Origin of the sequence: Paenibacillus sp. 1781tsa1 (assembly GCF_024159265.1) — a bacterium.
In the GTDB taxonomy this organism is placed as follows: Bacteria; Bacillota; Bacilli; order Paenibacillales; family Paenibacillaceae; genus Paenibacillus.
In genome coordinates this window covers 1815268-1841418 of record NZ_JAMYWY010000001.1, presented here as the reverse complement: position 1 = coordinate 1841418, position 26151 = coordinate 1815268, and the positions used below count along the sequence as shown (strand labels likewise).

Below are 26151 nucleotides of genomic sequence, written 5' to 3'. Positions count from 1 at the left end.
CTGTTATCCCCAGATTTTTTGATTCCTTTCCTAAAGGGTAAATCCGGGGATAAAGGCGAGGTTTATGCTTCCGAAGTAGCTTTCTTTCAGAAAGCTTTTAGCTCCGCTTCTTCAGGTTATTTCTGTCCTCTACGTTTTGTGTAAATGTTATATTCAATTTATATAACCGCCTTCTACAGCAATTCCTTTAGCTCACTTAGATGCTCAATCGTATGTAAAGGACTAGTCGTAATCCTGTCCTGCCACGGCTGGTTGACCTTCATCCAGATGGTGCTCATGCCTACGCTTGCCGCTCCTTCAATATCGTTTACGGGATGATCGCCAATGTAGATGCATTGCTCTGGGCTTAGACCGAAATGATCGAGCGCAAGCTGAAATATGCGTGGGTCGGGCTTTTTGACTCCAGCCTCTTCTGAAACAATAATATGGTCGTAATCCTCCCGGATACCGAGTTGATCGATTTTTCCATACTGAATATCGGTCTGCCCATTGGTAATTAAACCGGTTTGATATTTCCCCCGCAGATGATGAACGACTTCTCGCGCCTGTTCCATCAGAACTGAACTTTGCACATACTCTCTGCCATAGAACTCCATCAGTTCTGCATGTGGCGGATGCTCTGCCCAAGGCAATTCGTGCAACAATTCGTTGAACAGGAGGCGTTTGTCCTTATAACCATCCTGGTCTAGTTCAATAATTCGCTTGCTTATCTCTTCAGTTGATTCAAGATGACCAAAATAAGTGTTCATTAAACGTTGCGTGAATCCGTCAAAGGTCATCGTTCTGTTTAGAATTGTATTGTCCAAATCAAAAATAACAGCTTTAATATGATTCATTCCTCTTCCCCCAGTTTTATGACACTGACACTCCGATGACAGAATAACCTTCCAATCGCTGTTACCCCCAGATTTTTTTGATTCCTTTTTATAAAGGAAAAATCCGGGGATAAAGGCGAGGTGTATGCTTCCGAAGTAGCTTTCTTTCAGAAAGCTTTTAGCTTCACTTTTTCAAGTTATGTCTGCCCTCTCCGTTATCGTGTGATGTTTAGTTGAACTTATAACTACCTCAGTGCAAAAACAGCTTTAATGAAAGAAGCACCAGTTATTTTTTCTTTTTATGATAGTGATAACCCGTGCACAGACCCTTTTGCTTGGATTTGGCAGAACAGTTATGTCCACCGTTCTTATCCAGTCTGCCTGGATGAGCATAAGCGGAAGAGGATACACCAACAAGTACAACAAGAGACAGGATTACGATAACAACCTTTTTCATAAGTCACCCTTCGATCTACACCCTATGCTTTAGGGCTTAATACGTGCCATATCATTCTACATGAAAATCCACAATTGGGATATCCTTCATCTTTATTTTATGTGAGAATCCTCATATAACCTTAAATTGCTCCAGCGCATGGGTGATGCCATCTTCACTTGCCCGTAGAGTAACATAATCTGCGCTTTGTTTAATTCGTTCTCCGCCATTTCCCATCGCAATTCCGATTCCCGCATACGTTAGCAGATCCACATCATTCTCCCCATCGCCAAAGGCCATTGTATCCTCTCTAGATATCTTCAGGTAATCAAGGACTTTCTCTGCGGCTATCGATTTGCTGACTTCGCTTGCTTCCAGCACATTCACTACATACGGATGGAATCTCACGAATCGTAAAGAAGGAAATCTGGATTGGAATTTCTCCGTCTCCGTTTCATCCGCATATAAACAAATGCAGTATACATCCTGTTCCAACGTGCTGATTTTCTGCGGAGAATCCATAAGTCCAAGCGTATCTCTTAAGGCCTCAGTAACACGACCATCTGCTGTACACAACCCGTTCGTCTCAAAAGACTCTGTAAAATATGAAATACTGTGCCTATGCAACTCGGCAAACTCACTGAATACTCTTACCATCTGTGCAGAAAGTACAGACTTATGTATCACCTCATTACCTGCTTTGATCAATGCCCCATTAGCCGAAATGATCGTCTCGATTCCGAGATTTTTGAATTCTTCGCATAAGTTATAGGGCCGGCCTGTGACAAGTACGACTTGAACGCCTTTATGAATCAATTCCCGGATCGACTCTGCAGTACGCGGTGATAAACTCCGATCTATTTCGCTCAGCAATGTACCATCCACATCAAAGAATACAGCTTTCATCAAAATATCCTTCCTCCTCTAATAAAAAGAGCAAGTACAGAATAACCTGATGTGGTCTTCCTGCACTCGCTCTTGCGATTAACGGGTCTGAACATCTTGGGTACGTCCCATGTACCATAATTGAAATGATTCCGCTGTATCCAGGGGAATGTCATGTGCACGATGATGCAGTACAGGTTTGGCACGGTTTACCGTATGAATGGAAGCAACACCGAACCAGCGCTGTAACACGTTCCGGGTGATCTGTACTTCGATAACTTTCTCGCGTTTGGAGATAAAGAGTGTTGAAGTGAGCGCCCCAGTCCGAAGTTGAATGAAATTTTGATGTAAAGTGTATCTGGTATGGAAAAATTCCATCACTCTGCTTGTTGCAATCCACACGAGCAGAATCGCCGAAATCATCCACCAGGCATGCTTCTGCCCAAAAACAAATGGTTTGAAATACCACAATACACCCGTAATCATGATCCATCCCCAGCTTGGTTTGAGCAGACGCAGCCATAGTGATATTCTCGGAAGTTTTTCCATCTCCTGCGTCACCTGATAGGATGGTAGTATCTCTTCAATCATGGTATAGGCTTGCTTCACCGGCAAGAAGGGATAGAGCGAATTCACTTCCTGCTCAGATTCCCCCAGACTACCTGCAGTGGTCAGTTCTACTTCCGCTAGTCCAAGCAACCTTTTCATCGGAGACTGTGTAATTTTCACAGCCTGAACTCGTTCTTTCAAGATTGAAAATGACGTTTGTTCCATCATGCCCTTCGAGATATAGATCCGCTTGGCATCCGAGGTGATCTGGAAGTTTCCATACTTCACAAAGGTTCTGACAATCCCCAGAGCGATGGATATGATCAATAAAACCAAAATCATCAAACCGGCAATCCACCAGGAATCAAGCCAGGTTAAGAATAAACTTTCCGTTACTTCTTCATCGGGGAAGAAATCTTTCACCCAGGAATAAAGTGTACCCAGGACTGGAATCAATACGAGAAAGCTGAGCGAGGTAAAGGATGCTTTGAATATGTCCTTGCGGGTAGAATGATAATGAACAACCCGTTCCTGTTTTTCTTTTGCAGGTAGAGACATGACTTCATCCGTTATAAAAGGTTCGGATTGCGCCTCTCCCTCTTCCATAGCTTGAACTGCATCCAACGTAACATGTTCCTCTGTTGCTTCTACTGTTTCTGCTTCTGCATCTTCTGCCATATAACCCGCTACAAGCTTCTCCAACTGTTCTGCTTCGGAAAGTGAAACAACGTGTAACTGAAAGGTAGCATCTTCTCCCTTAATCCCGGTCTCGAATCGGATCGATGTCACGTTGAACAGACGGTGAAATAGAGTCGTGTGGCGATTCACGTTCTGGACCTTGGTATACGGTATCGTTCTTCGAGTACGGTTGAACACACCACTGTAGATGTGAAAGGCCTTAACGTCTGCTGTATAACGAGAAGTAAACCACTTCCAGATCATCGAAATAAGACCAATGGACATACCTGCATAAAAGGTGATTCTTCCATAGTAGAGCCATTGGGACTCTGAACCCTGGCGGAAGACAAACAAAAACAAGATGATCGCAAACGAATTCTTCACCAGTTTCCACAGACTCCACAGCATGGATAATGGATGATGTCGCTTCATATCGATCATTCGTCCACCTCATTAATCCGTGCATAGGATGCAATCTGATGACGGAGTGCAAGCGCGACTTCCTCTGGCAATGCCGGGATCTCATGCGATGACCCCATCGTGCCAACCGATACGGAATAGAGCCCATATTTTCGCATCAAGGGTCCCTGATTTGTTGTAACCGATTGTACTTTCGCCATGGGAATAATCTGATGTACCTTGGTTAGCGCCCCACGCTTCAATTGCAGGAACTCCTCATTCACCTCATAGTACCAATGCTTGTATAACCATGCAGGCTGGATGAAAATATCCCACACTGCATAGAGCACCGATATGGCCGTAACACCCCACAGGATCCAACCGACCCACGTCTTCCATCCATAGATGGAGTCAAGTATTAACAGTACGGCAAGGATCAGGATACCTATTATATTCGTTAGGATGGCGCTAATTCTCCACAGCTTTACCGCTTGAGGGGATAGCCGTTGCTCGGGTGGTTTCCACTGTAATGACATATGTTCACTCCTTTTTCCTTCAGATACTTAAAAACATACATAATACACTGTACGAATAATCGTCCACGATCGATGCAGAAAGATTCACTTAGTAAAAGAGATGACCCCTGTAAAGTACAGGTCGTCATCTCTTTATTTGTAATCAAAAGCGGGCTTATTGAACACCCTCTATAAAATCCTGTACTTCACACAGCCACACCATATGATCTGTTCCTTCGCCCCAGTAGTTGTTCGCCACCACATAGGGTTCACCGAATTTGCGTTGCCACTTCTTCTGTGCGATTCGATAACCACTGTCCAGGCAAAATTGCTGAATTCCCAGCCGTTGCAGTTCAGTAACCAGTGCGAGAATGAGTGCCGAACCAATCCCCTGACCTTGAGCATCGGGCAACACATACAGGCTACCCAGTTCTCCGATATCATTCAGCCGGCCCTCTGTACATTCTCGAATCTCCTCACCACAAGGTCCATACGAGATTGTGCCTACAATAACATCTCCCCTTTTGGCGACAAGGAAAAATACACTTGCATCTATATTGTCCTTTGCTTGTAATGCCTTGTGAACCATCGTTTTTTTGTGTGTTATTTCATCCTGAATATCATCCAGAAGAGAGCCTATTCCCTCCTGATCAAATGCTGCGGGAATCGTTGTCTCGAACACCTGATACACTCCATCTGCATCTGATTGCGTCAAAGGTTCAATGGTAATTTTGTCATCCACAGGTTCTTCTCCGTTCCATCTACCTTCTTAATCTGTACGTCGCTGAATCAGTCTTCTTAGTTGATTCGAATCCTCAAGAGGAATGCTATATCCAGTATGCGAGTCTTCCTGGTTTACTAACAGGCCTTGCATCTTGGGATCCATTCCTAATGAAAAATCATACCGTGTTATCGAGCTGTCCGCATTTGTTATGCTCATGACGTACTCTGTACCATAATCGAGAATGCCCGGCAAACGCACAGCCTTATGTATGGCCTCCATCATAATCCGAATCTCGTCAGATCGATCAAACTTAACATCTTGGCATGGTTCCAAAGTGAGGTTTGGATTACACGTTAAAGTGATCAGTACAGGAAGCCCTTCTTTCGCGTTCGATTCATTCGGTTTGTTGCACCCTACAATGAACGTGGCAATGACGACTATTAACAACACTCCTGCATATCTCACCATACTGCGTGCCCCCCTGACTTCGTGTTAAATAGACAAGTACTGATGAACAGAGAAGTAATAAATACAGCATCTAATGACTCAGCTGCACTAACTAACGTTCGTAGTCATATCCAGTTACGTAACGCCGGGTCCCATGAAGACAACAAAGCGATCAATCGCTGTACGGTCTCTTCCACAAATACTCGGATCTTCTCCCCCGTAATGAACTCAGGAGTAATTCCAGGTTCTTCCCCATTCAGAAAAGAAAATGTGTGGTCCCTCCAGCGTACAATCTCATCAGCAGTTAAGCGATCCGTCATGTCATAACCTGGTGAACTGTTGAGCATCTGCCACACTTCTTCGCTCCAACTTGTACCTTGATAGAGATTAAAGTCGATCTGATCCGTCTCCTGGTAATATAAACGCGCCAGTTCTTCCTTGGATTTACTCGTACCTAAGGACAAGTCTGCCTTATTGACCCGTTCTACGAATTCAGGATGCACGCTCCGGAACCAGTAATAGTCTGTCATCACATGTATAAAGTACCCACGAACAAACCACTTCCATCCTTCATCTGTACGTTGTTGCATATAAGTTAAGTAGAGTCCCTTCAGTCCTCCGACGTAATCTCCTTCATCTGTCGGGTTGAAATGGGTGTACTCCTTATCCTCTCTAGTTGTGCCTTCACGCATATGTATGGAATCCGGGGCGATATTCCCCAGATAGAATGAATTTCGATCAGCCTGCATTTGCAGCGAGTCTGCAATTCGATTAGCGATATTGAGATGAACCATTGGTAACGGCATAGAGTTGATCTCCTTTTTGTCGGGAAGTATTCTACTATACTTAGAAAAATGATATAACCTACTGCTGCAACGTACATATTACTTAAATAGTAAACCTCCGCTATGTTCCACCTTTTTTCATCGTAATTGCGTAATTAACCCTGTGTTCTCTCCAATTGCATTCGATCAAACAATTGCTCCAGATCCGTATGGTACTCCGGATGCTCCTTCACTAGCAGACTAATATATTCCGACCCACACTCATAGAACATCAAGCGGTTAAATGGGGCTGTGTCTCCCATATGATTGCTTTCCTGTCCAAATTTTGCCCGAATCAGATTCTCAATATAACGCGCGTAACCCTCGTTCCACTCCAACCAGCTCCAGTACTCGGCTTGCTCTTCATTTAATGAAGTGAACAACGCCTTTCTAGCCGTGTGTACTTGTGTCAGGTCTTTACTTTTCAAAGCAGTCAACAAAGAGTTAATCCGCTCCACAACAATTTCATCTTCATATGGAAATTCATAATCCAGTTCCCATGTCACACGCTTCAATTCCGTCATTTTATGTTTAATCTGGAGACGATTCACGATCCGCTCATCATATTTCTCTTACACATAGCAATGAACATATTCGTGGAACAGATAGACTTTCTGCTCCAGATCTTTGAACGCTGCGTCCGTTACAATCGCACACATTCGTCCGTTCATATGATACACAGGCATTGCTGCAAGGCATTCATCTGGAATATATAAATCGTCCGGCACCGTCTTTACCCACTCATATTGCTGCGTCTTAGAGGAATAATCATAGATATATAATAAAGCTTCATAGGCTACAACTACTGGATAATGTTCTGCAAACAAAGGATGTATGCTGACCAAATCTTTCTGAAGCTCGTTTAACTCGTTAATTTGCTCTAAAAAAGCATCCATGTCATGAACCTCTCTTTACTGGAATGATGCGTTAATCATACTAGATTAGGAAAGATAAAACACTGAGAGAAAAATGATAATTCTGTTCGAGTATGAGATAGTGAACGTTAGAACCGTTCGCCGCGCTTCTCATACAGGTAGATATCCAGTGCCTGAATCCCACGCCGGGCCAGCTTAATAAATAGGATCAGCGCATACACACCGAGTCCATATAACAACACATTAATCAACATTAGAATTATTGTAATCATAATTGTTATTCCTCCTATGAACCTATTAAATTACCATTACCTATTCTAGCATATTTTTCCTCAGTTAACTTTTTGGTGGATGTAAAGGTTACTGGGTGTGCTTATTGATTCAAAACCAAAAAAACTTCCACATCCGTATGCGAAAGGTGGAAGTTTTATAATCCGGCATACATTTTTCTAAGTTCGTTCACCACTGACTATATGCCAATGTTGATGCTTCGAGTCCTGATAGCTGCCCAAGTTAGTTACAATCTTCGATGAGCCTGTCTGAGCTAACATGTCAGCAGCTACTTTTTTAATGACCCGCATCATTTCAATAAGCAGCTCATCATTATTCTCTTCCTCTTCTGAAATGAAGGACTGAATATGTATCTTGGGAATTACAACAATGTGGTGCTTGTAGTATGGCCGAGTGTGATGATAAGCCATAACGTTATTGGTTTCCATGACAACTTTAACTTGTGTTTTACCACTCAGCACCTCATCACAATAAAAGTCCTGCGTCATCATACTCCCCCTTCTTCAAAGTGCGTACGTTAAAACGTGTCCTTATGATTTGGTCAAGATTCCCTGGTCCACGGATTTCTGAATAAGCTGCTGCGCATACTCCCACAATGTCTCGGAACCGTTCGCAATCTCACGGTTTCTGTTTAACACCTGATCACTTGTAATGTTATATTTCTGCCATGTATCTCCCTCATTCTGATGGTTGTGGATAATAGGCTGCAATCGATCGAGAGATGAGGCAAACTGTGCTTCAGACGTCTGCTTTTCTTCAAACTCCAACCATAACTGGAGTAGTTCTTCAGCCTGTTCCTTAGGCAACATTCCAAACAATCGATGAGCCGCTTTGAGTTCACGATCATATTTATCCGTATTCCCTACCGTATCGTAGGCAAAAGTATCTCCTGCATCAATTTCGACCAGATCATGAACGAGAAGCATCTTAATGACTTTGAGCATATCCACATCCGTGTTGGCATGACTCTGTAAAACCAAAGCCATCATCGCCAGATGCCAAGAATGCTCCGCATCATTTTCAAGTCTATCACCATGCATAATTCTCGTCTTTCGTTCAATCGTTTTGAGTTTATCAATCTCAATGAGAAATTGAATCTGATCCTGTAATGATTCGCTCACAGCATATCCTCCTTCATATGGATCTCATTTAACATATATTCCGCATACTCCAGAAATAAGGCTCTTTATGTATAAATCATGTATCCAATTCAACATTCAGTTCACACACAAAAACAGCTGTACCCTTCATTTTGACATCCATATCCTCACCACCCCGAATCACGCTCACTTGAACCTTTCCATCTCTTCCAATCTCATGCCCTTGCTCTACCACAAACTGTACCTCATCAATCTCCGGTTTCACATAGGTTAAATAATAGGCACCCATAACCCCGGAAGCTGTTCCAGTCACTGGATCTTCCGTCGTACCTGAGTAAGGTGATGAAAAATGTCTGGCATGCATCATCGCATCAGAATCACGAGTTTCGAAACAAAAGGGATGTAGGGAAGCCTTGGGATTCTCAATTAGAATTCCTGGGAACAGGTAAGAATCCGGTTTCATTTTCATAAAAGAGCTTAGTTCACGAATGGGGATTAATAATGTCCAGGCTCCCGTACTTCCATAAACGATTGGCGTAGAAAGGTCAACATCTTCCAGAGTGAGGTTTATGGCGCTTACCAGCTTCTCGATATCCCCCTGGAACGGTATAAATTGCGGTTGATCCTGTTTCATTTCCATGTAAATAGAGTCGGCATTGCGCTCAAATCGTATGGGTAATATACCTACATTGGTTTCAATCGTGATTAACTCTTGGTCACCCAACATACCACGCGTCTTCAACCCATACAGTGATGCCATTGTGGCATGTCCACACAGATTAATCTCATGACCCGGCGTAAAATAACGTAATTTGACGTCAGCTACTTCCGAGTTCAACACAAATACCGTCTCATTAAAACCAACTTGATAAGCGATCTGCTGCATTGCTGTCTCACTGAAATGATCCGCATCAAAAACCACTCCTGCGGGGTTACCTTGACCGGGAACTGTAGAGAAAGCATCATAATGATAGACCTTGATATTACTCATCACTTGACCCACTTTCTCTGTAATCTACGAGACGCACATTTCCATGTAACTCTACTCTTTCACCATCAACTACAAGCCCGCCACCATCTTGGCACGCATAGACCGCTGTACAGTTAACATGCGTATATTCTCTTAGTGCATTTAGGGTATGTTCTGAACCATCCCAATGCGGTGCAAACTCAAAATCAACGAGTCCCAGTGCTTTCATATCTTTCAGATCTACTTTGTTTTCATCTGCATCTTCCCCATACCCGGCTATCTCTATCGTAGGTGTCGTCAGAATACTGCCTGCGCTGACCCCGATCAGCATGCCGCCACTCTTCACATAGGAACGCAGCAAACCAAGCACATTTCTCTTTTGTAATAAACTTAGAAAATTAAACGTATTTCCGCCGGATAGATGAATTGCATCACACTCGAAAATAGAGCCAAATGCGCTCTCTTCGTACTCCAGATCAAGATCATAATATTGAATATTATCTATTCCTATTTGATTATAGTAACGTCTAGTGTGTTCAAAATACCTTCGCTGCGGGTCGGAACATGAAGGAATATATCCGATGGAAGGCTGTTCACTGTGGAATAAGCTTCGTATTTTCTGATTCAATTTATCGTTAGATTCGAAGACCAAATCACTTAGCAGAATCAACGTAGTCATCTTATTTCCTCCCGTACATGTCAAACTGGCTTAAACTCTCTATCCAAAATCGAGTAAAAATACTGGTCTGTCCATTGATTGTTCCACCATAGTTCTTCCTGGAAGACGGCCTCCCGTGTCATACCCACATGTTGCATCAGTGCGGCTGAGCGAACGTTTTGTGAATTGCACATGCCAATGACCTTATGAGCTTGTAACTCTTGGAATGCAAATTGTAGCAAAAGTCGGGTAGCTTCACTCCCGTATCCTCTACCTGCATATTCAGAAAGCACAGCGTATCCAAGTTCCCAGCTTTTTCGGTGATCCACGTAACTCCACAACTGAACGATACAATGGGTGTATCCTCTGGATCATTCATGCGCCGTATAACGAAATCATAAGCATACGGTTTCTCATCTGCGACAGCAAAATGGCTGCGATATTTCTCACGGGCCTTTTCCTCATCCGTTTCAACAGTTTCCTCAAAACTCCATATGCTTGTGTCACATTCAAGTTGACCCATGAAGTTGAGGTCTTGTTCTGTAACTGTAGTTATTTTAATTTTCTGTCCCACGAATTCCATGTGAATTCATCTCCTTAGGATTATGCCACCATTCCATAGACTACTGCATCTGCCCGTTAATATATCTTCTGTGATTTGCAGATGCTTCCTGAACCCACAAGTCCAACTCAACCCTACTCACAAAAAATTTATCCTGAACCTTAATGAACGGAAACATTCTTCCATCAAAGAAACCTGCCACCGTGAAACTCCCTTGCTCTGCCTTAATAATACTCATTACCTGTTCTTCAGTCATACTCAGATACTCTGCAGTTTCTTGCATCGTCAATAATACTTTATCGTTAGGTACTTCTTGTCCTACTGCATGAGTCAGTTCACTATTTCTCTCATGAGTGGTTAAAATTATACAGCCAATGATAAAGGAGATACCCAAAACGACACTGGATAACAGGATAGAGAACGTTACAGATTTCATTGTTTTGGAATCTCCCACTCTGTATGAAGCACTCCTCTACTAATATTCCATTTGGCGAGTAAGGCTCTCTGTCTGTTTTCCAGATCAAGGTATGGTGCTGCAACACAGGATAGCGTATCAAACATATGGATAAAATGAGGTCCTTCCTTGAACCGTCGAAGCCCTCCGTACTCTTCATCATCCGCTGCCCATACAATCTTTTTAATACCAGACATTAGTATGGTACAAGAACACATAGGACAAGGTTCACAGGTAGTATACAGTGTCAGATCGTTCTTCGTGTATCTCTTCTTCTCTACATCCAGCAAATGTTTTCCTGCTCGACGAATGGCATCCACTTCAGCATGTGCGGTGGGATCGCACGTAGAGTAGACCCTGTTCCTGCCTTTACTCACGACATTTCCATCCACATCCACGATTATCGCACCAATCGGATACGTTCCTTCAATAAGCGATTGCTCTGCTTCTTCCATAGCCAAAGTTAAATATTCATAATCCGATAACTTCATTAAAGAACCCCCTAAGCACAGTTATAGTCACTTACAAACAGATTCCTTTTACATAAACCGGGTTACATCCGGTTCAGCGAAATGTTCATACACAACCTTCGTTCCGCAATGGTTAACTCTCGAAAGTGCAATCGTTCAGTCTCTATATTAGGAAAATAAGTCATGATGGGATCTCCTTCAATCGTTAAACGTTCCTCATTGTGTACTGCCCGGCCTCACCAAGAAAATCACTTTTGCTTAACCCTTGTTCTCCGAGCAACATCCTGTAGTTAGTAATCGTGCCATCATGGGAAATGACAAACGTGTTTCCACTCTGTTGCCTGCACCATTCCAGAAGCTGTTCAGCTAATATCTTGAATCGACATGCATCCATCTGATTAATACTTTCTTCCCAACAATCCAAACCCAACTCAATCATTTTTATGTCAGTGTACTGATGGCTGAGTTCTTCCTTGGAATAGATCTGATCGCAGACGAAAGGAACAAACTCCGGATTCTGAGGAAACATTCTTGGGCCAACCAACGGGCTGAACATAAGATTGCTGGTTGGGGCAAGCAAGCATGCTGTTTCGATAGTACGTTTCGTTGGACTAACCAAGATGGTGTCTTCAGGAGAAAAATTCACTTGTTTACGCAATGCTATAACCTGACTCTTTCCCAATTCAGTGAGACCAGGATGCAGGCAATTTAATTGGTTAGGATAATCTAACAAGTGTTCACCGTGACCATGACGAATAAATGTAACGTTCATAAGCCCTCTATTCCTGAAGATGCTCCACCAATATATTTTTGTTCTCTAAATACTCATCTTGCTGACCATCCATCGGACACTCCATCTATAAATCCCGTGATGAATGAAAAAATAACGAGTCCGAGCAATAAAATCAAACTGGCTATACCCCATTTAAGCAAAAGTTTCCTTTTACTTTTTGCACCAATCCCTAACAATAAAGCTGTTACAACTATCAATGCTACTTCCAACAAAATCATGCCAATAAACCTCCGTTATGTATTATGCTGAGCAGTTTTCATATATGTTCTGACCTGTTCTGCAAACCGAACTGCTTCCGCCTTCGTTTCAAAATTGTTGCAGGAAAGCCACAAAGGTCACTTCATCTTCGACTTCATTTACAAGCTCAAATAACGTTTTTTTCATGTTGTTTTGTTCACCTGCTCTCGATGTTCTTAGCTTCGTAAGGTTACTCCAGAATTTTTTCCAGTTTGCGTCTACAAACCTCCAGGTCATAATCCGAGTTATCCAGCCATTCCTTATCCATCTGAAGTAAGCCATAGATTTCGGACTCCAGCTTCTTTCTTTCCTGTAAAACTTGTACCGTACCCTGAAAACCATGATAACCCTGCGCTTGCCCAAAACCCTGATTCGTATAATAGTTAATAAAACCTTCTGACCATTCCTTCGGTCTTTCACGAACTGCCTTATCAAAGGTATAGGATATATTCTTCTGGTCGATATAGATGAGAAGCGGATTCAGAGCATGAATGATACGACCCAGTTCCAATACATACTGCACATTCTTCTCTTTGGATTGATTGCACTTTACTAGACCCATGGTTAGTGGATTCTGGATAAAACAACACTCAAATATCGTGATGCAGTCATCCTTCGTGCTTAACACGTTCTGGGTGAAATCTTGCCACTTCTCGGTGATCAGCTTCACATTTTGCTCAAAAGGAATTTCGTAAATATCTCGGCTGAAAATATCCTGTACAACGTGATCGGGAAGCTCTATTCCCCATTGTTCTCTCATCTTACGATAAGGAATCAGGTATCCTTGATCATGAGCAGTGGCATGGCTTTCCAGAATCTCTCTGTATTCTTCATGCGTTTTCAATAAGGACTCGAAGTCTCCAGCATCATAGTAAGCCACACCTTCGTAATCAGCAGGGTGATCCAGGTTGCCTTCTTGAAATAGTTGTACCTCCTTGCCCTTTTCTATCAAAATTTCGGATACCATTTTGGCAATTGTTGACTTGCCTGAACCAGGTAATCCTTCAATAAGCACTAAGCGTCTAGCCATTATTACATCATCCTTTACGTTGTGTGAATGTGAAGATATAGATCTTCCATGTGTCAGAGACGATGTTATTAATCAATATCTGCAATAACCCATTGCGCAAAATCGCCATCTTGTTTCTTTTTCCAAAACACCATCGTATTGATATATTCCTTATCGTTCTCTCTTAGTTCAGTAATCGTTACAGCTACCTGGAAGAGTTTCTTCTGCTCTTGAATGACAATATCGCTTATGGAAGTAATCTTTCGAATTTTGTATCTTCCCATGCCCGATATAGGAGACTGTGGATCAAACAGATTCTTATACCCCTTTTCGTCACTTTCGTATAAATAACGCATACGTGCATTCATAAGTTTGACAATTTCCAATTGGTCCCCGGTATAGTTTGTTTCATCGAGATACACTGGTGGGATTTCTTCCTTCTCTTGGGATGTCGATATTCCTTCATTCTGTTGTGTCTCTTTTTCTGTGACATTTAAGGGTGAGGAGTCTATTGATTGCTGTGCATCGTCAGTGTTTCCCTTGTTCTGACATGCAACCAGAAGTAGAAATAATAATGAAACTAGGGTTAACTTTTTCATATTCCGTCCTCCAATCACCAATCGTCTACATAAGAATACTTCCTATCTATGTAAAATTTTCTTTCAAGGTACATCATAACCCATAATGTGGGATTTGCGAACGAACGAAATTAGCCATTCCAACGTATAAGGCATCTCACGCCAAAAACACGCTTCTCTGCACAAGTTACATCATGCATAGAGCGTGGATATCAGCAGAACTTTTTCCTAACTTTTTTAACTGTCCATAGTCAATCTACCTATCGATTCCATAGCATATTCATTATGCCGACCGCTTCAATCTGGATTTCTTTTTCTTCATGATCCGAGAAAAGATAACTATACGTTGAAAAGATTCCCATATGGCGTATATGTCCACCTTTATAGTGAAGTATCTTTTCCTCACCGTCAATCGTCTGCGTGAACATCCTGCCTTCACTTACATTATACGAAGAATGGATATCATATTCACTTGCGAGCCATGCAACAAATTTCTCTTCGTTTGGATTGGTCATGACTAGAATAACGAGCAGAACAACAAATACAACCATGGCCGTTCTTAGTCCTGCGCCCCTCTTTACGCCTCGCTGTGAATATTTACGCCTCATCGAATTCCCCCCGTTTCTTGCGACTTAACCCATAAGTTTTCCATTTGGTAAAATTATGCTTCCAATACGTGATGAGCACTTCATTATGATCTCGATATCTTCAAAAACAAATGGATAACTCACGAAATATGAACCGTCTACAATACTACAGACTGCTCATTGACTCTTTCACTAACGTTTCCCGTTAGTTGAAGAATAATTTCACTTTTTTAATTGAGTCATCTTTTTAAGGAGAACCGCGGTGCAGACAGATATAACACTGGCTAAGTATAAAAGAGCATATGCTATGGCAGCATAATATGTATGTTCAGCTTCAATATCGGAGCTTGTAAGAAGAATAATAATGGAAAAGCCAACAACAAAAACTACAGTACCTAATAGAACATTTTTAATTACTTCTTTCACATACTCACCTCTCAGGATTTTCGACAGTTCCGGACCTGCTATTTTAGCGTTTATAATTTCCCCTCCCTTAAGCTATTCTCAATTGTGATCTAGCCCTTTCCCAAAAAAAGTCTTTTGGTTGTATCATTCGAAAAATTCGGAACGAATATCCAGTGTTTTAATAGTGAGTAGATATCCATTTATCGTATTAGTAATCATTTCAATTTCAGATACATTGTATGAAGTTATATCCATTTTCGAAATGATCACATGCTTACTAAGCACTTTTGATAAAGAAGAGGTAATTTGTTTCTTTACATCGTCATTTAAACTTTCAAACTGGAGTACAAGGTTTTCAAGGTCATCCTTGCTACCTTTAATCAAACTATGGGATTGGATAGCACTATGCCCTGGAGATGAAGACTTGATAGCATAAATCTCAATGATATCATCCATTTTAACTTTAAAGTTTTTACCTTCTTCTGTTTCAACAAATAGGCGGTCTTCCTTTAATTCTTTAGCAACACCACGGAAAAATTCATCTCGATTATTAACTTTAAATACTACAGAATATTGTTCTTTAACTGTCATCTCAATAAATTGTCTCTTGTTCATCATACTATGCAATGTGTTCCCCTCCCTTTTTAAAGATAAAGTACTCTATATGAGGTATATTATTCCCTTTTCATTAAACTAACCTGCCAGTTAGTTCAGCCAATTACTTGCAGGCTGTCTAAATTTAATTATCATAAGTCGTCCTAATGAGGACTCACGGCCAACTTATCTTCCAAATACATTGAAAACACCAAAATTCTAAGTTTTCACTGACATACTTATTGGAAATATCCTATTTCTTAATGGGTTAAGTCTCAATTGCACTGAATCTCTACGCTCTTCGCCAGAACCCAACCACTCAATCCATACGAGGATGAGATCACCATGTACTTGTATTTCTCCTTGATTAGCCGGATTTGCAATTCGTCATAGGACTCATAACTGACAGGCCAGCCTTGGCCTTTCCCCGATTCCAATAACTCGCGATTATATGGGATAAAATGCTTTAGATCCCTCTCATCCAGATCGAAAATAATGCTGCCATGCAGCGGTGTATCAAACGAATGGGCCATAACACCAGAGAATAAAACATCCATATTTTTCGGCACATCATGACTTGAACGAGTACGCATCTTGATTCTTCCGTTCTCTAAATCTACTTCGTAACTTAATATGATGTTGTCATGCAAACTTGGCATACTCCCTCTCCTTCCAATATGTCCGTTAACTCGTGTATCCTCAAACACCGTAATATCTTTTATAGTCCGAGACCCATTCCACTTTGGAAAAATTAACAAAATCATACGGCTCGCACTGTCTAAGGTACAGTAACTCCTCATGCGCCTGTTCCCCATCCATATTTTCCAGGTAAAACAATGTCTCCTCATACCCTGCACCACATAATAACTGCACATCAATATAACTGCTTGTATCCTGATTTTTCTGTTTGGCCTGCCAGATCAGCGTGGTGTCCTCTACATTTCCGATACAGAACAACATAATGCACAATAGTTTCAGAACTTCGTTATCCTCTAAGTTTCGATTCTCTATCTCTTGGTGAAGCAGCTGCCGGATATCCTTCCGGTTAACCTCATAAGGTTCCAATCCGTACAGCTGCAACAGTTCTTCCTCGTTCATACGTGCACTCCCTGCCTACTTGAGAATGTTATTTAACTCTTCCGCTTTTTTCCTGCTATCTATTCTAGCATAAAAATAAAAAGCGATGACGGAGCATTCAAGGCATGAGTTATTCTTTTCATATAATGGTGCTAGGTTAACGTTAATCAATCTCCAGATACATCTCCTGATTTTGCAGGATCATCTCGTTCATGTGTGTAATAGCTTCTTGTGCCACGGCTTGATAAGTAGCATATAATGCTTCTGTTCTCTGAAGTAGGGTCGGGTCCTTCTCCAGATCCGTTGGCAGCACCTCACGCCACGTTTCATCCACTCTATTGTGGTCCGTAATCAGGTATTCGATCTGATCCAGTACAGTTACCATCTCATCTAAACGGAAAAAGTGCATCCCTTTTTTAATTCCATTCCAACTCTTAATCTCAATGATGTTATACGCCGAAAACCAATAAAATTCCGCCAGACTCTTCGTGTGATTATGATAAGAATAGAACATAAATAAAGCTTGTTGCCCCTCATGTAACTGTCGGTATATCTCTGTTTTGGCGGCCATATCTCTGCCCCGTACGGCAACAAGCATCGGTTCAATACATAACCAACTTAATTGCTTTGAATATATATCTTCTGGTCGAATTCTAGCCTTCATAACATGCTCCTCTCTATTCACTAATTTAAGGATTCTCTGGTGTATCCACGGCCGGGTCATTCTCTCCGCCCATTCTGCGTCTGGATGTCTCCATCTTGCCTGTCGAAGGCACATGTTCAAATGCTTTAGCTAATCCGAATTTGGGCATGTTAGCGTATATGGTCTCGAAAGAACCTGACTGAGCCTTATATGTTTCATGATAAATCCCTACAGTTCCATCTGAACCAATGGAGCGGTTGAATCTTTTCCAAGCTTCCAAGTGTATTCCGCCCCGTGCGTATTTCTCCAATTCATCGTAAGAGCGCCAGTATTGGAGTAGCGTCACCCCACGCCAGCTTATAAAATACTCTGTACTCAGAAATCCGGTCTCCGGATTCATATAGAGTTCTTTAATCATCGGGCCCATGGACTGTAGAACAGGCAGCCATTTATGTATAGCCCACAGACGATTGATCCTCATTCCAATGATAAAAACCACAAATTCTCCCTCAATTTGAGCTGAATATCTTCCCTTATATATGTTCGGCACGTCACTTCTCCTTCTCGTCCAACATGTACCTGCGTTCAATAAACTTGATCTTACTAGCAATATTAAAAGCTTGGCTTGTCGTCACACCCTCTTTAATTATATGACCCTCGATCTTCATCCTCCTTTATGTGATTCTATTATGCAAAATTAATTGCCGACCATGGATGCCTATCTTTCGAACGCCTCTATTGTCCTTAGACTTCAATTTCCCCCCACTGCCAATCTCCAGTCGTTACATTGTATGGTCGTCCCCACAGGGTATTCAAAATCACACTCACCAATATACGAAAAGCCCAGCTTACGACAAATGGCATTCGAAGCAGGATTCTTGGTTTTAGGAAAAGCGTGAATAAATTTATGTTTCTTCTTTTCAGAACGAATAGAAGCTATGGCCTTCGCTGTTGCTTCTGTCGCTATTCCTCTACCTTGATATTCAGATAAAACACTCCAACCTATCTCGTAAATAGATTCTTCTTTCCAGATCTGATCCCAATACCCTACACTACCCACGACTTCAAGATGCGGAAGCAAGAGAATCTTGAACATTTTCCCAGTTCCATTTTGTGCAATTTCATAATAGCGCTTATGGCGTGCTAAGATTTTCTCCTCAGTCTCTGGTCCTCCGAAGTGTACTGTCATCTCAGGCGAATTTAATTGGCGAAGCAAACCTAGATCTCCTTCGTCCCATTGTTCAATTCTTATCTCTGGCGCATTCCTTTGTTCCATCTTGTCACTCACCTCACTATTTTTATTTTCAACCAGATTCAGAGGGTCTTCGGACCCTCTTTTGTATCATCTTCAGCCAGACCTAAAAGCGTCAGTGATGCTGCGTAAATCCTTATAAACATCCCATTTCGTATACAATTGTTTTAGCGCTAATCCTGTTGTATGTATGAATTCTTCCATAGCTTCCATGGATATAATATTTAATTCACCCGAAGGTTCGTTGTCAGGGTTAGCTAAAAACCCCAGTTTCTTTCCCCTATACTGATACACCTCAGCTTCCAGCAATCCACCTAAATCATATGCTTTTCCCACGTTCAGCTCACTTAACCAATCGTTGGCCCTGTTCCAATTCCGTAAAATCAGAAATTCAAGCTTCGTGACATCCTGTGTATACATGCTTCTTCCATTGGGGTGAACTTCATAGGCAGGATATATATCGAATGTCCACACGCGGTCCGTATAGATATGGGCGATGTAACCGCACAGATATTGCATGAATTTGGGATCTCTATAAGCTAACTTCTTGTTGGACTCAAAAAACTCTTTAAGTTCTTCGTCTGTTGCAAACCTTCCTGCCTCTGGCATGAGGTGGGTTTTTGCCTTTTCGGTACGAAGATTAGTTCTTACATGGATGGAATCAGGAGCTAGGCTTCCCAACAACAGTTCAGAGGATGGCTTGGATATCAATTCCGATGCAATTGCAAAATGGACCATAGGCCAGGGCATTTACATACTCCTTTCTGTATCTAAACTACTCTTAAGGCTATCACTCGCGTAGCAATTTAGACTCTCCTTGCTTCAAGTCTACAAATATAGGCTTCTGCACATTGTTAATTGTGGCAATATCAATCTCTTCCACACTTTTAAAAATAAGCTGTAATGACTCCTTTTGTTCATCTTCAAATAAAAGAGTTACTTGATCATCACAGAGTTTTCCTTCCAACTCCGCAATAACGTCAAATAAAAACATTACAAATACTACTTCATTTCCATCCGGATACGTATAGTGCATCCTCTCGCCCGTGTAGATGGAGGCCAATTCATAAGAACTCACCTCGAGCCCTGTTTCCTCTTTCACTTCTCTAATCATGGTTTCTTCGATTCGTTCACCTGGCTCCATACCACCACCGGGTAATCCCCAATCTCCATAATCTGATCTCTTTTGCAGCAGAACCCTCCCCATATGATCTCGAATAATAGCTCCACCCGTAACAACAATACGACTAGTCATTACTCTTGCTCCTTTCTATTAGGTTGCTTCTCAAGATCACAATTTTAATCAGGAAACGTTCCTATTGATTTAAATTCCAAAATGCACAATACACTTCCCATTTACCTCAGCATACTTTGCCATGTTCGCAAGCTTATGTAATTCGTTGATTAATTCAACTTTGTTGTACAAGAGTTTCTCGTAGCAGCCCTTCTGTTCTTCTCCATCAAAACCGTAACTCCCTGTTAGAACAATCGGATCTGTCGCATGACTAAATAGATCTATCCAGGCTTGAATCAATTGATGAAACTTCAACAATGCATCCTGCTCTTCAATAACGGTTATTCCACAGTTGTTCAGCCCACTTTTATGTATGTTGCCATGAGAATCCCATGAGTAGGAGGTATGAATATTCCCGTTTACTCGCGATTTGTTTTCAATCACAAAATGATGTTTTGACATACCTAACACTTCCCCCTTACACGGCCACTCCCACAGGCTCCTCTTTCTTCATCATAACCCATGTATTGGTAAATGGAAATTGAAAAAGATCCTATCCACCTCCCAACGCAGGAGAAGCAAACCGGACCTAAAAAAAATAAATTACATTCAAAAAACCTTTCGTTTACTCAGAAACTCTGCCCCTTCCTTACGATACATCTCTATCCATTCATTGGTCACATGATCATGCCTCAGTATTCCCATATAATCTGTTCCAGGTTTCTTTGGTCTATAATCGGAATCAATCGTGTAGATATTGAAATGTACCTCATCTTCGTCATCTGACACATCTGTATGATCAAAAAGTGAAATCACTTCATCTTTACCGAGAAACCTAAATGGAGGTTCCTGACGCTCTATAATATAAAAAGGATATGTGATGTTCTCTACCTCAACAAATTCCTGGTATCCCTTAAGCTCATCAGGTATAAGATCCATGTACTGTCTAGCTACATCTTCTGCCTGAAATATACCTGAAACCCACTTCCAATTCCCCTTGGTTGCTATGATAATAAACAAGCTAATCACCTTCTAATTTAAATATTTCTATGATAAACAGGTTACTGTTTATCCAAATATCGTGTGTATACCTTTAATACGTATTCATCACCTCCATTTTTTTCATTAGTATTTTGAGTTATCTCGCCATAAACATTTGACTTCAAAAAAAGTTCTATAACTTCATCAGGCTCACTCACATTCTGAATCTTGCATCTGAAAGGTAGCTCCTTATTGCTATCTGAGATTAGATTAAATCTTAGTTGACTCGCCATAAAATCATACCATAGATAAAATATCATTCCGCTCTGCATAGTCGAACGATTAATCTGATTCTGGCGGTTGGCTATGACGTCCATTATAAAACCATGAAAATCACTCACCCTCACCTCATTAGACATTTCTTCTGAAATTGAAATACACCACATATTCGTTTGTATTTCTTTCTGAAGTTCAGATTTAGAAGAACTTATATAGATCACATCATGAATAATTTCTTCGAGGTTCTTGAAATATTGCTCTTTAGACATTAAACATACTTGCCCCCTTCATATGTCTATATCGTCATCCATTACAAAAGTCTGAGACAAAATCCGGTGGCTGCCCGGTATGTTGTCAATCTCAATGTGATATGCAGACTCGGTATATTCAATCTGATGTTGTTCATAATACTTTTTCCAGAAGGAAACTGCGGCTGCATTGTTAGCGAGTTGTTCTACTTTGAATCTACCCTCAAATTGAGCAAAAACCAAGTCAACCGCTTGTGCTGCCAGCCCCTGCCCGCGATATTTTTTGACCAAGAACAGCTCTTGCACGGTATAATCCACTTCTTCCGACACATATGGAGGTGAGCACACCAGTACGAATCCAATAACCTTCCCTTCATACTGAATCAAAAACGGATGTAATTCATCGCGCTCCAGATATAGATAGGTGTTCGTTGGATCATATTTCCCCTCTTCTAGCAGATCCTCACCAGAAAATTCAGACAGATCATATAAGTACAAGTTGAACAGGTTGAGAAACAATTCCTTTTGTTCTGCCAAAATACTCATAATTTGTACATTCATCTTCATTCCACATCTCCCTTAGTTAATGAGTTGGTTAGTGATCCATACAGGACTTTCCCGATATCCACAACGAGCTTGCTAGGCCCAGTTCTCAATATATCGTTTCAACCCTAGCAGATATAGGCAAAGTTTGGTTTAAACCATAGAGTAACCTTACTTTCACGGTCGACATGCACATATGTACAAAAAAAAGACTCCTACAGAGTCCATTTATTGATCTTATCTTTATTTTCCGCCAAGTATCCACTGGCATGTGGCCAACACTTAATGGATTAAATAATCAACCACAGGGTATGAGATCACATTGCGGTCTCTGTACGTAGAAGTCACTGATTCGTGATGTATGCTAAGAATTCCATTTTGCAACATTACCGGCCGAAAACCTCGCTCCATCGCTCCGTTGTAGGTGAATAGTACACATTCCTCTGCGGCAAAGCCGGCGATGATCACTAGTTTAATGCCATGACTCTTTAACACCTGCTCCAGATCGGTCTGCCAGAAGGCATTGGAAGCTTCCTTCGTAACCGTGAGATCCTTCTCATTCACATCCACCTCGGGAATAATGCGATACTCATCTGGCGCCGCCTCTTCCATACCTTCCACATCCTGAACGTGAACGACCACATGGTCGTTCGAGCGCAGCACTCCTGCAACATGATTAATGTACTCGCAAGCATGGTCTATCGAATTCTGGTCCATCTTTTTCCGCACAATACTCTCTTGCATATCAACAATCAGCAAACCTACCTTCATCCAATCTCTCCTCAAAAATCAATTTTACGCGCATGATTTAGTATCTTCCCTTGTTTACACGGATAACTTAACTTAATCCTTAAATAATTCATTCAGCATCCGGTCGCGGTTCTCCAGAAAGCTGCGGGTAATCTGATAGTGATCGGTCTCCTCATAGGTTACCTCTTGAATATGGCTATCGTCAAAGCTTAAAATCTCTGCCCCCGGATACCCCAGCAAAATGGGGGAGTGCGTCGCAATTATGAATTGCGAAGTGCCTGACAGATCGTGGAGGATGCGCAACAAGGAGAGCTGCCTTGCTGGAGACAAAGCGGCTTCGGGCTCGTCGAGCAGATAGATGCCTTTGGAACTGAACCGATTGACGAACAGACTGAGAAAAGATTCCCCGTGCGATTGTTCATGTAATGAACGCCCACCATAATACGGAAGCGACTCTGGCATCTCATCCACATGTGATGCAAACTGATAGAATGATTCAGAGCGCATGAAGAAACCATTCGTTATTTTGGGCAACCATGCAAGTCTTAGATAATTCCCGAGCGAGGATTCGGAAGCATGTGTCTCATAGGCATTATTCCTGCCGCCCCCTGCGGTATTGAATCCACATTGATGAGCAATGCCTTCAAGCAGCGTCGATTTCCCTGAACCATTTTCACCTACAAAAAAAGTAATGTTATTCGTGAGCTCCAATCGTTCCAAGGATCGTATCGCGGGGATGTCAAAAGGATATTGGTTCCGATTCTCAATTTTGGCTGACATGAGTTCTACACTTCGAAGATACATAATCGTCCTCCCCTATGTGTTCTATTTCAATCTAACGCTCAAATTCATTCCCTTTCCATCGTACCCTATAACGGGGTACATATGAAACCGTTTCAACCAAAAAAGAGCAAGCCATAGGCTTACTCTCTCTTCAAGGTTAATAGACAAATCTGCGCTGCGCCCAATAGCTGAATAGGAAGATGGACACCTCGGTCAACAGTTTGGCAGCGAGCAGCGGAATAATCAGTTTTTCATTGTAAAAATACAGTAAACCGTAGTTTAATAACAGCACCAGTAGGACAAGCGAGAAATATTTGGGCAAAGACTGTCGCACCTTCGAGGTTCGCCCAGCGGAAAATACGTACTTCCGATTAATCGTATAGTTGAAGATGGAGCTGCATAGTCTTGCTGCGAGGACCGACATAAACAGATTGTGTGTGAAATACTGAATGACGAATAGTAGTCCAAAATCAATCAGAGCAGACAGCACCGAAGATGTGCTGAACATCAGGATTGGCATATAGATCCGGAATGAATCAACCAGCGGGCGGAAATGGGAGGACTCATTGTGATCCAGATACACCGTATCAATAAACTCCTCCGTAATCTCATACCCTTCCTTGTGTGCTGTTAACAGCATGTTCATCTCGTATTCAAACCGATCCCCGGGAATCTGATTCAGCCAGTCCAGCATGGAGTAAGGAAAACCGCGTAGACCCGTCTGCGTGTCATATACTTTGGTACCTGTTGTGAGGGAAAAGACCGCCCGTGTGATGGTGTTGCCAAAACGGCTGCGTGCTGGAATTTTACCACTGAAGCGACGGCTGCCGAGTACAATTCCTGGTGTCGTTTGTGCGAGCAGAACTTCGAAGATACGCTTAATATCATGCGGCAGATGCTGCCCGTCACTATCTGCGCACACGATACCGCCCTGAGGGCCGTACTCCTTAATGTATTGGAAGCCTGTCTTCAACGCCCTGCCCTTACCCAGATTGACGGGATGTGTCAGGACCGTACAGCCATAGGCTTCTGCTGTTTCAAAAATGCCACGGTAACCGGGTCCACTACCATCATCCACAATCACAATAGGTCCAAGCTTAAATGTCTGTAACTGCAGAACAAGATTTAGCAAACGCACATCGGGTTCATATGATGGAATTAATATCGTCATGATCCTTGTCCCTCCGTCAGATATAAAATGTCACTTACACCACGTTCCTGGTTGCGCCCCAGTGGATTATTGACGACTCGGCCCATAAAATACATCGTGGATGAACCGCCGCCGTCCAGATTGTAGGCTTCGGTTGCTCCGAGGCCTTTCATGACATCGGCCAGTTCTGCCAAGGTCATGCCACGGCTGTCGTCCTGCCGTCCGTCCACCACCACGAAGACGTAATGATTCGGAGCAATCATGCCGATCGCAGTTCTTGGATTCGCATCCTGGATGGAGCGATTACCGAAGTTGTTGTCAATTTTCACACTGCTAAAATCACTGACAATCTCTCCATCCTGAATCAGAATGGGCCCAAAGGATAACGTATTGGTGACACCTTCTGCCATCAGTTCCGAGGAGGAAATCTCGTTCTCGTTATATGTTTTCATGGTCCCATTGTTGAAGAGGGCAAGTGCATCCCGTGTCGGGCTGTCCCGATACAATGTTCCATTTCGGATAATGACACCATCATCACGGAATCCATAATAATCACCATTAATGGCAAAGATCGCATTATTGGCTGCGGCAATCTCTGACGTATTCTCGGTAATGTTCGTTCCAAAACTATTATCTGCCAGCGCGGATCGCAGGCTGCTTGCATCCGTTAGCTGAACATCAGCGACATAATACGTAATCTGATCCGAGCCAGAACCTGTCTGTACCTTTTCAATATTGACCTTCATATCATCACTTGAATAATTCCAATCATCTGACGTTGCATTCACTTTAGTTGCGGTGGTTGAAGAGCTGGTGGAGTCATTCGTGTTGCCCGTTGCTGCTGTGACCGTGCTCTCATCCGCTACAACTACCTGCACATGCCGGATCAGGTAACGGTCAGCTAGGCTGTACAGGATTCCACCTACTGCGAGCACCATGACAAGTGTGATGATGAGCCATCTTCGCTTTCTTGGGGAGAACGGTCTTTTATGTGGGTCTTTCCGGGTTGGTTTCTGATATATCTTCATCATGTGAAGCTCACCTCTTCATCTAAGTTCTTAAGGCCATATTAGGCCGGGTAGCTTAAATGAATCTGAAACCAAATAATTGAACTAAAGAATATTCACACTAAACACTACGATGACAGAACAACCTTCCAATCGCTGTTACCCCCAGATTTTTCTGATTCCCTTTTCTAAAGGGGAAAATCCGGGGATAAAGGCGAAGCGTATGCTTCCGAAGTAGCTTTCTTGCAGAAAGCTTTTAGCTTCGCTTTTTCAGGTTTTTTCTGTCCTCTCCGTTATTGTGTGAACGTATAGTTCAATAAAAAAAGGCCATCCGTTTTCCCACTGAGGA

At 42.2% G+C, this 26151-nt stretch carries 40 protein-coding genes; all 40 read right to left on the bottom strand.

Features of this window, described 5'->3' with window-relative positions; all coding sequences use genetic code 11:
* Positions 1 to 173 precede the first annotated feature (173 nt).
* A complete protein-coding gene (locus NKT06_RS08290; protein WP_253432474.1) occupies positions 174 to 836 on the bottom strand; it encodes an HAD family hydrolase in 663 nt (220 codons plus the stop codon).
* 265 nt (positions 837 to 1101) lie between these two features.
* The gene (locus NKT06_RS08285; RefSeq protein ID WP_094030640.1) at positions 1102 to 1272 is read right to left on the bottom strand and encodes a YHYH domain-containing protein; all 171 of its coding nucleotides are present in this window, start codon (positions 1270 to 1272) and stop codon (positions 1102 to 1104) included.
* 111 nt (positions 1273 to 1383) lie between these two features.
* Positions 1384 to 2160, bottom strand: a complete 777-nt coding sequence (locus tag NKT06_RS08280) for a Cof-type HAD-IIB family hydrolase (protein ID WP_253432471.1) — start codon at positions 2158 to 2160, stop codon at positions 1384 to 1386.
* Positions 2161 to 2235: 75 nt separating this feature from the next.
* Positions 2236 to 3804, bottom strand: a complete 1569-nt coding sequence (locus tag NKT06_RS08275) for a PH domain-containing protein (protein ID WP_253432466.1) — start codon at positions 3802 to 3804, stop codon at positions 2236 to 2238.
* Positions 3801 to 4298 carry a PH domain-containing protein gene (locus NKT06_RS08270; protein ID WP_253432463.1) on the bottom strand — a complete coding sequence of 166 codons (498 nt, stop codon included), beginning with the start codon at positions 4296 to 4298 and terminating at the stop codon, positions 3801 to 3803. The genes NKT06_RS08275 and NKT06_RS08270 overlap by 4 nt, the downstream gene beginning before the upstream one ends.
* Before the next feature lie 154 nt (positions 4299 to 4452).
* The gene (locus tag NKT06_RS08265; RefSeq protein ID WP_253432459.1) at positions 4453 to 5019 is read right to left on the bottom strand and encodes a GNAT family N-acetyltransferase; all 567 of its coding nucleotides are present in this window, start codon (positions 5017 to 5019) and stop codon (positions 4453 to 4455) included.
* Between the two features lie 27 nt (positions 5020 to 5046).
* Entirely contained in the window at positions 5047 to 5469 is a 423-nt protein-coding gene (locus NKT06_RS08260) for a YhfM domain-containing protein (RefSeq protein WP_253432456.1), read from the bottom strand.
* 104 nt (positions 5470 to 5573) lie between these two features.
* The gene (locus NKT06_RS08255; RefSeq protein WP_253432453.1) at positions 5574 to 6254 is read right to left on the bottom strand and encodes a zinc dependent phospholipase C family protein; all 681 of its coding nucleotides are present in this window, start codon (positions 6252 to 6254) and stop codon (positions 5574 to 5576) included.
* Positions 6255 to 6388: 134 nt separating this feature from the next.
* Positions 6389 to 6823, bottom strand: coding sequence for a hypothetical protein (locus NKT06_RS08250; RefSeq protein ID WP_253432450.1), 435 nt, complete (start codon positions 6821 to 6823; stop codon positions 6389 to 6391).
* Between the two features lie 21 nt (positions 6824 to 6844).
* Positions 6845 to 7168 (bottom strand): hypothetical protein, encoded by a 324-nt coding sequence (locus NKT06_RS08245; protein WP_253432448.1) that lies wholly within the window; start codon positions 7166 to 7168, stop codon positions 6845 to 6847.
* A 107-nt stretch (positions 7169 to 7275) separates the two neighbouring features.
* The gene (locus tag NKT06_RS08240) at positions 7276 to 7419 is read right to left on the bottom strand and encodes a hypothetical protein (protein ID WP_253432446.1); all 144 of its coding nucleotides are present in this window, start codon (positions 7417 to 7419) and stop codon (positions 7276 to 7278) included.
* 177 nt (positions 7420 to 7596) lie between these two features.
* Complete coding sequence (locus NKT06_RS08235) at positions 7597 to 7929, bottom strand: HIT domain-containing protein (protein WP_253432444.1); 333 nt, start codon at positions 7927 to 7929, stop codon at positions 7597 to 7599.
* 39 nt (positions 7930 to 7968) lie between these two features.
* Positions 7969 to 8559 carry an HD domain-containing protein gene (locus NKT06_RS08230; RefSeq protein ID WP_253432441.1) on the bottom strand — a complete coding sequence of 197 codons (591 nt, stop codon included), beginning with the start codon at positions 8557 to 8559 and terminating at the stop codon, positions 7969 to 7971.
* Positions 8560 to 8635: 76 nt separating this feature from the next.
* Positions 8636 to 9529: a PhzF family phenazine biosynthesis protein gene (locus NKT06_RS08225; protein ID WP_253432439.1), complete on the bottom strand. Its 894-nt coding sequence runs from the start codon at positions 9527 to 9529 to the stop codon at positions 8636 to 8638.
* Positions 9522 to 10187 carry a Type 1 glutamine amidotransferase-like domain-containing protein gene (locus NKT06_RS08220; protein ID WP_253432437.1) on the bottom strand — a complete coding sequence of 222 codons (666 nt, stop codon included), beginning with the start codon at positions 10185 to 10187 and terminating at the stop codon, positions 9522 to 9524. Before NKT06_RS08220 ends, NKT06_RS08225 begins: the two co-directional genes overlap by 8 nt.
* A 20-nt stretch (positions 10188 to 10207) precedes the next feature.
* Positions 10208 to 10459, bottom strand: a complete 252-nt coding sequence (locus NKT06_RS08215; protein ID WP_253442446.1) for a GNAT family N-acetyltransferase — start codon at positions 10457 to 10459, stop codon at positions 10208 to 10210.
* A 330-nt stretch (positions 10460 to 10789) separates the two neighbouring features.
* Positions 10790 to 11164 carry a hypothetical protein gene (locus NKT06_RS08210; protein WP_253432435.1) on the bottom strand — a complete coding sequence of 125 codons (375 nt, stop codon included), beginning with the start codon at positions 11162 to 11164 and terminating at the stop codon, positions 10790 to 10792.
* A complete protein-coding gene (locus NKT06_RS08205; RefSeq protein ID WP_253432431.1) occupies positions 11161 to 11673 on the bottom strand; it encodes a nucleoside deaminase in 513 nt (170 codons plus the stop codon). Before NKT06_RS08205 ends, NKT06_RS08210 begins: the two co-directional genes overlap by 4 nt.
* Positions 11674 to 11857: 184 nt before the next feature.
* A complete protein-coding gene (locus NKT06_RS08200) occupies positions 11858 to 12424 on the bottom strand; it encodes a phosphoglycerate mutase family protein (protein ID WP_253432427.1) in 567 nt (188 codons plus the stop codon).
* A 53-nt stretch (positions 12425 to 12477) separates the two neighbouring features.
* Positions 12478 to 12663 carry a hypothetical protein gene (locus tag NKT06_RS08195; RefSeq protein WP_253432423.1) on the bottom strand — a complete coding sequence of 62 codons (186 nt, stop codon included), beginning with the start codon at positions 12661 to 12663 and terminating at the stop codon, positions 12478 to 12480.
* 209 nt (positions 12664 to 12872) lie between these two features.
* A complete protein-coding gene (locus NKT06_RS08190) occupies positions 12873 to 13712 on the bottom strand; it encodes an adenylyl-sulfate kinase (RefSeq protein ID WP_253432420.1) in 840 nt (279 codons plus the stop codon).
* Positions 13713 to 13780: 68 nt separating this feature from the next.
* Positions 13781 to 14290, bottom strand: coding sequence for a hypothetical protein (locus NKT06_RS08185; RefSeq protein ID WP_253432417.1), 510 nt, complete (start codon positions 14288 to 14290; stop codon positions 13781 to 13783).
* A gap of 239 nt (positions 14291 to 14529) precedes the next feature.
* Positions 14530 to 14877 carry a hypothetical protein gene (locus NKT06_RS08180; RefSeq protein ID WP_253432415.1) on the bottom strand — a complete coding sequence of 116 codons (348 nt, stop codon included), beginning with the start codon at positions 14875 to 14877 and terminating at the stop codon, positions 14530 to 14532.
* Positions 14878 to 15078: 201 nt separating this feature from the next.
* Positions 15079 to 15282, bottom strand: a complete 204-nt coding sequence (locus NKT06_RS08175) for a hypothetical protein (RefSeq protein WP_253432412.1) — start codon at positions 15280 to 15282, stop codon at positions 15079 to 15081.
* A gap of 123 nt (positions 15283 to 15405) precedes the next feature.
* Entirely contained in the window at positions 15406 to 15888 is a 483-nt protein-coding gene (locus NKT06_RS08170) for a hypothetical protein (protein ID WP_253432409.1), read from the bottom strand.
* A gap of 242 nt (positions 15889 to 16130) precedes the next feature.
* Complete coding sequence (locus tag NKT06_RS08165) at positions 16131 to 16514, bottom strand: hypothetical protein (RefSeq protein ID WP_253432406.1); 384 nt, start codon at positions 16512 to 16514, stop codon at positions 16131 to 16133.
* 40 nt (positions 16515 to 16554) lie between these two features.
* Positions 16555 to 16953, bottom strand: coding sequence for a hypothetical protein (locus NKT06_RS08160; RefSeq protein ID WP_253432403.1), 399 nt, complete (start codon positions 16951 to 16953; stop codon positions 16555 to 16557).
* A gap of 142 nt (positions 16954 to 17095) precedes the next feature.
* Positions 17096 to 17596 (bottom strand): hypothetical protein, encoded by a 501-nt coding sequence (locus NKT06_RS08155; protein WP_253432400.1) that lies wholly within the window; start codon positions 17594 to 17596, stop codon positions 17096 to 17098.
* Between the two features lie 25 nt (positions 17597 to 17621).
* Complete coding sequence (locus tag NKT06_RS08150) at positions 17622 to 18125, bottom strand: DUF4188 domain-containing protein (RefSeq protein ID WP_253432397.1); 504 nt, start codon at positions 18123 to 18125, stop codon at positions 17622 to 17624.
* Positions 18126 to 18326: 201 nt separating this feature from the next.
* Positions 18327 to 18851 (bottom strand): GNAT family N-acetyltransferase, encoded by a 525-nt coding sequence (locus NKT06_RS08145; RefSeq protein ID WP_253432394.1) that lies wholly within the window; start codon positions 18849 to 18851, stop codon positions 18327 to 18329.
* 72 nt (positions 18852 to 18923) lie between these two features.
* Positions 18924 to 19577 (bottom strand): hypothetical protein, encoded by a 654-nt coding sequence (locus NKT06_RS08140; protein WP_253432391.1) that lies wholly within the window; start codon positions 19575 to 19577, stop codon positions 18924 to 18926.
* 40 nt (positions 19578 to 19617) lie between these two features.
* Positions 19618 to 20082, bottom strand: coding sequence for an NUDIX domain-containing protein (locus NKT06_RS08135; protein ID WP_253432388.1), 465 nt, complete (start codon positions 20080 to 20082; stop codon positions 19618 to 19620).
* Positions 20083 to 20151: 69 nt separating this feature from the next.
* Positions 20152 to 20523, bottom strand: a complete 372-nt coding sequence (locus NKT06_RS08130; RefSeq protein ID WP_253432385.1) for a hypothetical protein — start codon at positions 20521 to 20523, stop codon at positions 20152 to 20154.
* Between the two features lie 147 nt (positions 20524 to 20670).
* Positions 20671 to 21081, bottom strand: coding sequence for a hypothetical protein (locus NKT06_RS08125; protein WP_253432382.1), 411 nt, complete (start codon positions 21079 to 21081; stop codon positions 20671 to 20673).
* A 41-nt stretch (positions 21082 to 21122) separates the two neighbouring features.
* Complete coding sequence (locus NKT06_RS08120) at positions 21123 to 21590, bottom strand: hypothetical protein (RefSeq protein ID WP_253432379.1); 468 nt, start codon at positions 21588 to 21590, stop codon at positions 21123 to 21125.
* Positions 21591 to 21608: 18 nt separating this feature from the next.
* Positions 21609 to 22136: a GNAT family N-acetyltransferase gene (locus NKT06_RS08115; protein WP_253432376.1), complete on the bottom strand. Its 528-nt coding sequence runs from the start codon at positions 22134 to 22136 to the stop codon at positions 21609 to 21611.
* A 258-nt stretch (positions 22137 to 22394) separates the two neighbouring features.
* Positions 22395 to 22883: a cysteine hydrolase family protein gene (locus NKT06_RS08110; protein WP_253432374.1), complete on the bottom strand. Its 489-nt coding sequence runs from the start codon at positions 22881 to 22883 to the stop codon at positions 22395 to 22397.
* A gap of 72 nt (positions 22884 to 22955) precedes the next feature.
* Positions 22956 to 23666, bottom strand: coding sequence for an AAA family ATPase (locus NKT06_RS08105; protein WP_253432372.1), 711 nt, complete (start codon positions 23664 to 23666; stop codon positions 22956 to 22958).
* A gap of 136 nt (positions 23667 to 23802) precedes the next feature.
* A complete protein-coding gene (locus NKT06_RS08100) occupies positions 23803 to 24816 on the bottom strand; it encodes a bifunctional glycosyltransferase family 2/GtrA family protein (protein WP_253432370.1) in 1014 nt (337 codons plus the stop codon).
* A complete protein-coding gene (locus tag NKT06_RS08095; RefSeq protein ID WP_253432367.1) occupies positions 24813 to 25826 on the bottom strand; it encodes a phosphodiester glycosidase family protein in 1014 nt (337 codons plus the stop codon). Before NKT06_RS08095 ends, NKT06_RS08100 begins: the two co-directional genes overlap by 4 nt.
* Positions 25827 to 26151: the final 325 nt, after the last annotated feature.

Excerpts from the sequence above, each read along its gene's own strand:
- NKT06_RS08110 (WP_253432374.1), bottom strand. The coding sequence starts at position 22,883 with ATGAAGGTAGGTTTGCTGATTGTTGATATGCAAGAGAGTATTGTGCGG.
- NKT06_RS08140 (WP_253432391.1), bottom strand. The coding sequence starts at position 19,577 with ATGCCCTGGCCTATGGTCCATTTTGCAATTGCATCGGAATTGATATCC.
- NKT06_RS08195 (WP_253432423.1), bottom strand. The coding sequence starts at position 12,663 with ATGATTTTGTTGGAAGTAGCATTGATAGTTGTAACAGCTTTATTGTTA.
- NKT06_RS08180 (WP_253432415.1), bottom strand. The coding sequence starts at position 14,877 with ATGAGGCGTAAATATTCACAGCGAGGCGTAAAGAGGGGCGCAGGACTA.
- NKT06_RS08270 (WP_253432463.1), bottom strand. The coding sequence starts at position 4,298 with ATGTCATTACAGTGGAAACCACCCGAGCAACGGCTATCCCCTCAAGCG.
- NKT06_RS08200 (WP_253432427.1), bottom strand. The coding sequence starts at position 12,424 with ATGAACGTTACATTTATTCGTCATGGTCACGGTGAACACTTGTTAGAT.
- NKT06_RS08190 (WP_253432420.1), bottom strand. The coding sequence starts at position 13,712 with ATGGCTAGACGCTTAGTGCTTATTGAAGGATTACCTGGTTCAGGCAAG.
- NKT06_RS08210 (WP_253432435.1), bottom strand. The coding sequence starts at position 11,164 with ATGAAATCTGTAACGTTCTCTATCCTGTTATCCAGTGTCGTTTTGGGT.
- NKT06_RS08220 (WP_253432437.1), bottom strand. The coding sequence starts at position 10,187 with ATGACTACGTTGATTCTGCTAAGTGATTTGGTCTTCGAATCTAACGAT.
- NKT06_RS08145 (WP_253432394.1), bottom strand. The coding sequence starts at position 18,851 with ATGGAACAAAGGAATGCGCCAGAGATAAGAATTGAACAATGGGACGAA.
- NKT06_RS08275 (WP_253432466.1), bottom strand. The coding sequence starts at position 3,804 with ATGATCGATATGAAGCGACATCATCCATTATCCATGCTGTGGAGTCTG.
- NKT06_RS08205 (WP_253432431.1), bottom strand. The coding sequence starts at position 11,673 with ATGAAGTTATCGGATTATGAATATTTAACTTTGGCTATGGAAGAAGCA.
- NKT06_RS08115 (WP_253432376.1), bottom strand. The coding sequence starts at position 22,136 with ATGAAGATGAATGTACAAATTATGAGTATTTTGGCAGAACAAAAGGAA.
- NKT06_RS08160 (WP_253432403.1), bottom strand. The coding sequence starts at position 16,953 with ATGAACGAGGAAGAACTGTTGCAGCTGTACGGATTGGAACCTTATGAG.
- NKT06_RS08225 (WP_253432439.1), bottom strand. The coding sequence starts at position 9,529 with ATGAGTAATATCAAGGTCTATCATTATGATGCTTTCTCTACAGTTCCC.
- NKT06_RS08260 (WP_253432456.1), bottom strand. The coding sequence starts at position 5,469 with ATGGTGAGATATGCAGGAGTGTTGTTAATAGTCGTCATTGCCACGTTC.
- NKT06_RS08165 (WP_253432406.1), bottom strand. The coding sequence starts at position 16,514 with ATGCCAAGTTTGCATGACAACATCATATTAAGTTACGAAGTAGATTTA.
- NKT06_RS08185 (WP_253432417.1), bottom strand. The coding sequence starts at position 14,290 with ATGAAAAAGTTAACCCTAGTTTCATTATTATTTCTACTTCTGGTTGCA.
- NKT06_RS08245 (WP_253432448.1), bottom strand. The coding sequence starts at position 7,168 with ATGGATGCTTTTTTAGAGCAAATTAACGAGTTAAACGAGCTTCAGAAA.
- NKT06_RS08105 (WP_253432372.1), bottom strand. The coding sequence starts at position 23,666 with ATGTATCTTCGAAGTGTAGAACTCATGTCAGCCAAAATTGAGAATCGG.
- NKT06_RS08255 (WP_253432453.1), bottom strand. The coding sequence starts at position 6,254 with ATGCCGTTACCAATGGTTCATCTCAATATCGCTAATCGAATTGCAGAC.
- NKT06_RS08130 (WP_253432385.1), bottom strand. The coding sequence starts at position 20,523 with ATGTCAAAACATCATTTTGTGATTGAAAACAAATCGCGAGTAAACGGG.
- NKT06_RS08285 (WP_094030640.1), bottom strand. The coding sequence starts at position 1,272 with ATGAAAAAGGTTGTTATCGTAATCCTGTCTCTTGTTGTACTTGTTGGT.
- NKT06_RS08235 (WP_253432444.1), bottom strand. The coding sequence starts at position 7,929 with ATGATGACGCAGGACTTTTATTGTGATGAGGTGCTGAGTGGTAAAACA.
- NKT06_RS08100 (WP_253432370.1), bottom strand. The coding sequence starts at position 24,816 with ATGACGATATTAATTCCATCATATGAACCCGATGTGCGTTTGCTAAAT.
- NKT06_RS08095 (WP_253432367.1), bottom strand. The coding sequence starts at position 25,826 with ATGATGAAGATATATCAGAAACCAACCCGGAAAGACCCACATAAAAGA.
- NKT06_RS08290 (WP_253432474.1), bottom strand. The coding sequence starts at position 836 with ATGAATCATATTAAAGCTGTTATTTTTGATTTGGACAATACAATTCTA.
- NKT06_RS08155 (WP_253432400.1), bottom strand. The coding sequence starts at position 17,596 with ATGAAGGCTAGAATTCGACCAGAAGATATATATTCAAAGCAATTAAGT.
- NKT06_RS08240 (WP_253432446.1), bottom strand. The coding sequence starts at position 7,419 with ATGATTACAATAATTCTAATGTTGATTAATGTGTTGTTATATGGACTC.
- NKT06_RS08135 (WP_253432388.1), bottom strand. The coding sequence starts at position 20,082 with ATGACTAGTCGTATTGTTGTTACGGGTGGAGCTATTATTCGAGATCAT.
- NKT06_RS08120 (WP_253432379.1), bottom strand. The coding sequence starts at position 21,590 with ATGTCTAAAGAGCAATATTTCAAGAACCTCGAAGAAATTATTCATGAT.